4 protein-coding genes are annotated in these 5,193 nt (G+C 22.7%); 3 read left to right on the top strand and 1 reads right to left on the bottom strand.

What is annotated here, in order from left to right; all coding sequences use genetic code 4:
* Positions 1-83: 83 nt before the first annotated feature.
* Complete coding sequence (gene serS, locus ACXX84_RS03990) at positions 84-1,355, bottom strand: serine--tRNA ligase (protein WP_458572953.1); 1,272 nt, start codon at positions 1,353-1,355, stop codon at positions 84-86.
* 87 nt (positions 1,356-1,442) lie between these two features.
* Between serS and ACXX84_RS03985 the strand changes: the two genes are divergently transcribed.
* Genes ACXX84_RS03985 through tilS form a run of 3 tightly spaced genes read left to right on the top strand, consistent with a single transcriptional unit; the run spans position 1,443 to position 5,053 of the window.
* Positions 1,443-3,572: an AAA family ATPase gene (locus ACXX84_RS03985; protein WP_458572952.1), complete on the top strand. Its 2,130-nt coding sequence runs from the start codon at positions 1,443-1,445 to the stop codon at positions 3,570-3,572.
* Between the two features lie 55 nt (positions 3,573-3,627).
* Positions 3,628-4,206, top strand: coding sequence for an aminoacyl-tRNA hydrolase (gene pth, locus ACXX84_RS03980; protein WP_436358664.1), 579 nt, complete (start codon positions 3,628-3,630; stop codon positions 4,204-4,206).
* Entirely contained in the window at positions 4,166-5,053 is an 888-nt protein-coding gene (gene tilS / locus ACXX84_RS03975) for a tRNA lysidine(34) synthetase TilS (protein WP_458572951.1), read from the top strand. The genes pth and tilS overlap by 41 nt, the downstream gene beginning before the upstream one ends.
* Positions 5,054-5,193: the final 140 nt, after the last annotated feature.

Here is a 5,193-nt window from a genome sequence, read left to right as displayed (position 1 = left end):
ATCTATAAATTCCAATTTTAGTCTAATTTCTTAGGGCAAACTGGGAAAGATGGGAAATTAGTTATCACAATGTTTTGTGGATTTTACTTTGAAATTTTAGTTAAACCATTCATATAAGGAACTAAAACTTTTGGAATATCAATTGTTCCATCTTCATTTTGATATTGCTCTAAAATAGCAGCAAAAACTCTATCAATAGCTATACCAGAACCATTTATAGTATTTGCATACTCTGTTTTATTATCTTCATTTTTATATCTAATTAATGCTCTTCTTGCTTGAAAATCACCAAAGAATGAAATTGATGAAACTTCTCTAAATCTTTGTTCTGAAGGAAGTCATAATTCTAAATCAAATGTTTGTTTAGAAGAAAAACCTAAATCTCCTGTGCTTAATGCTACTGTTCTATATGGAATTTCTAGTTTTTCTAAAATATTAGCAGCATCTTTTACAGTTTGGTGAAATTCATTCATTTTGTCTTTATCATTAACTATTTTAACTAATTCTACTTTGTGAAATTCGTGAGATCTAATTAATCCTTTAGTATCTCTTCCACCACTTCCTGATTCAGATCTATAACATTTTGTATAACCAACGTATTTTTTAGCAACATTTAAATCTAAAATTTCATCATTATGATAATTGGTTAAAGTTACTTCTGCTGTAGGAATCATTCACATATCATTATTTTCAATTTTATATAAATCTTCAGCAAACTTTGGAAGTTGTCCTGTTCCATAAAGCATTTTGCTTAAAACCATTGTAGGAGTAACCATTTCTGTATAACCATTTTTTACGTGTTCATCTAACATAAATGAAACTAATGCTCTTACTAATCTTGCTCCTTCATTTTTAAAAATAGCAAATCTAGAACCAGACATTTTAACTGCTCTTGCAAAATCTAAAATGTCTAAATCTAAACCAATTTCATAGTGTGGTTTTAATGCTTTTACAAGTCCTCTACCAATTTTGTCTTTAACTTCAACTACTACATTATCATTTTCATCTAAACCTACAGGAACTGAATCTAAAGGTAAATTAGGAATATTTAGTAATATATTTTCAATTTTAGAGTTAATTTCGTTGCTTTGCTCACTTAATGAATCAATTTGAATTTTAAGTTCACTTACTTCCTTTTTGATTTGGTCAGTATTTTCTTTATTTCTTACCATTTGACCAATTTTTGCAGATTTTTCATTTCTTTGACTTTCTAAAAATTGAAGTTTTGACATAACTTCACTTCTTTTTTCTCCAAGTTTAAAAATTTCTTCTACTAAAGAAATATTAAAATTTCTTGTTTTAAGTTTATTAATAACTTCTTCTTTATTATTTAATATAAATTTAATATTTAACATAAATAAAATTATAATACAAAAACTAAAAATATATCTTATTAGTTAAAATTGAATTGATATTTTTTAATAGTAGTTTATAATTTCCATATGAAAGAATTTGAAGTCAAAGTAGAAAGAAAGATTTTTGAAAACAATACTAAAAATTTCTTTATTTTTTTAGTAAAAACTAAAGAAAAACAAATAATTAGTCTAACTTCAAAAAGTAATTTAGAATTAAAAAAATCTTATTTAATTACTGCTTTAGAAAAAAACCATCCAAAATATCAAAATAGTTGAGAATTAAAAAAATGTGAATTAATTATTGAAACCAACGAAAAAGAAATAGTAAAATACTTTTCTTCTTCACTTTTTCCAGGAATAGGTCAAAAAATGGCTCAAAGCATTTATAACACTTGGGGTGATAAATCCATATTTATTTTAAAAAACGATCCTAATCTCATTTATTCTATTCCTAAATTAATTCCTGAAAGAAAAGCAAAAATTATTTTTGACAAAATTTCTGCAAATTCTTTAAAACAAGAAATAGAAATTTTCTTTTTTTCAAATGGATTAGAAAATTTATATTCTAAATTAGATAAAAAGTACAGATTGTTAGAATTTTGAAAATACTTAAAGGAGCAACCTTTTTGTATTTTAGATACAGTTGATGAATATGTTTTTTCTGATGTAGATAAAATGGCTTTGGCTTTAGGTATAAAACCAGAAAGTAAAATTAGAAAAAAATATATAATTTTAAACGAGTTTTTATCTTATTTAAAAGACAATGAAAATACTTTTTTAGAACCAGAAGAAATAAAACATGTTTATAAAAATACAAATAAAAAAATTTTTATGAGTATTGAAGAATTTAAAGAATATGTAAAGATTTTAATGGATCAAAAATTTTTATTTTTTGTCAAAGATAAAAAAAATATTACTCACTTTATAATGTATGAACAAGAGCAATTTATTGCAAAAACTATTAATGAAATTAAAAAGAAAGAATATAAATTTAAATATAAAAAATCTATTATTGGTAAGTATTTAGACGATATACAAAAAAATTCTGTTATTTCTGCTTTTGAAAATAATTTAACTATTATAACAGGTGGTCCAGGGACTGGTAAAACAGAAATTCTAAAATTCATTTATAAAGGATTTAGCGATGTTTTTGGAGAAAAAAACGTCGCAGTTCTCACTCCAACAGGTAGAGCCTCTTTTCATATTTTGCAAAAAGCATCCATCCCTTCTAGAACAATTCATTCATTTTTAGAAGTCTCATGAGAAAACGAAAATATTGAATATAATTTAGAATTAACAAAAGAAATTAATGCTTTAATTATCGATGAATTTTCTATGGTGAATACTGATTTATTCTATAAACTCTTAAAATCTTTGGATTTAAATAAAATCAAAAAGATAGTTTTAATTGGAGACAAAGATCAATTACCTTCCATTGGTTATGGAAATTTATTAAATGACTTTATTAACAGTGATAAATTTATTACTAATAAATTAATAAATAATTATCGTCAAAAAGACAAACAAGAAATATTAGAAATTGCAGCGTCAGTAAATAATGGCCAAATACCTGTATTTAAAAATAATTATGTAAAATTTTATGAAAGTAATGCAAAGTCTTTTCTAGAAATTTTCAATAAGCAAATTGACTTATTTTTATCAAAATTTTCAATAAATGATTTTATTGTAATTGCTCCAAAATATGCAGGAAATGCAGGAATTAATAATATTAATAAAATAATTCAAAGCAAAATTTTTGATGAAAAAAATAATACTTTTTTTGAAATAGACGGCATTAAGTACTTTGTTAACGACAAAGTTATGCAAACAGAAAATGATTCCAGTCAAAATTTAGTAAACGGGGAAATCGGTTATATAGAAAATATTCTGTTTTATAAAGAAAAAGTGGAATTTATAATAATTAAATTTAATGATAAACTAATTAAATTTACAGAGCAAAAATTCAGAAATTCTATAGTTTTATCTTATTGTGTTTCTGTACATAAATTTCAAGGTTCTGAAACATCTGCTCTTATATATTTAATTTTTAAAGAATATAATATATTTTTAAATAAAAAAATCTTTTATACAGGAATTACAAGAGCAAAGGATGAATTAATAATTATTGGAGAAAAAGATGCTATTGAAATAGCTGTATCAACAGAAGAGAGAGAAAGAAAAACAAATATCAATTATTTTTTAGAACAAAATGACTAAAGAATTTTACTGTTATTTGTAAAAATTATTCTTATAATGGAATATAATTTAAAATATGAAATTAATTATAGGTTTAGGAAATCCTGGTGTTGAATATGAAAATACAAAGCACAACGTGGGATTTTGAGTTTTAGATAAAATAGCTAATGAATTAGAATTAAAATTTGAAAAAAGTAAATTCAATGGTGTTTTTGCAAAAAAAGAAGATTATGTTTTAGTAAAACCATTTACTTATATGAATAAGTCAGGTGATTTTGTAAGAGAAATAATGTCTTTCTTTAAAATTCCTGCTGATGATATTCTTGTTATTTATGATGACATGGACTTTAAAATAGGTCAAGCAGCAATTAAAAATCACGGTTCTCACGCTGGGCATAATGGTATGAAAAACATTATTGAACAACTAGGTACTGATCAAATTAAAAGATTAAAAATAGGAATTGGTCGACCAGAAAATAAAAACACTAGAAATTACGTTTTAACCCCTTTTAGTCAAAGTGAAAAAGAAATAATTGATAAAGTTGTTGAAGATGCTGCTCTTGCTTCAATTGAATTTATTTCTAACGATATAAGAATGGTTATTGAAAGGTTTAATGCTAAAAATAAAAAAGCAAAGACTTCTCTTAGCAGTTAGTGGCGGGCCAGATTCTATCTTTATGTTAAATAAGTTTAAAAATAAAGATATTGTTGTGGCACACGTTAACTATAAAAAAAGAGAAACTAGCGATGAAGATCAAACAATAGTAGAGAATTTTTGTAAAAAATACAAAATTCCTTTTTTTGTTCTAACTGTTAGTTATGATAATTATGAAAAGATAGAAAATTTCCAAAATTTTGCCAGACAAATAAGATATGATTTTTTTAAAAAAATTTATAAAGAAAATAACTGTAATTTCCTTTATATTGCCCATAATAAAGATGATTTTTTTGAGACAATAATGCTTCAAAAAAATAAAAATAAAATAGTTAATTATTGAGGTATAAAAAAGAAAAGTCAACTCTTTGATATGCAAATTTATAGACCATTACTTTTTAAGTATTCAAAAAACAAAATTGAAAAAATATTAAAAAATAAAAACATAAATTTTGCCATTGACTATACAAATAACTTACCAATTTATGAAAGAAATAAAATTAGAATTGAGTTTAAAAATAAATCTTTTTATAAAAATCTAACAATTTTTTCTTACAAAATTAAAAACATTTTTTTATTATTTAAAGATAGAAAAAATAAAAAAATGTTGCAAAAATGAGAAAAAACAAATTTTGATATTGATTGATTAAAACAACAAACAGAAAAAAAGCAAAAAAATTTAATATATAACCTAATTCACCAAAAATTTTTAAATATAAATTTAACTGAAAATAAAATTAATTTAATTTTACAATTTCTCTTTTCTCAAAATAGGACATCTTCCTTTTTATTAAAAAAAGGTATTTTTCTTTATAAAGTAAAAAATCACATAATATTTAATGACTAAAAATCGCTTTTTTTATTTATTTTTTCCGTTTTTTTTAAATTTTTTTTAAAAAAATAAAAATTTCTATAAAAATTCTTGATTTTTATGTAATTACAGATATAAAATGTCACTTTTTATAAATATGTGTTAATTTAATGATA

This window comes from Mycoplasma sp. AC157, from assembly GCF_054343415.1.
This window is presented reverse-complemented; position numbering and strand designations above follow the sequence as displayed.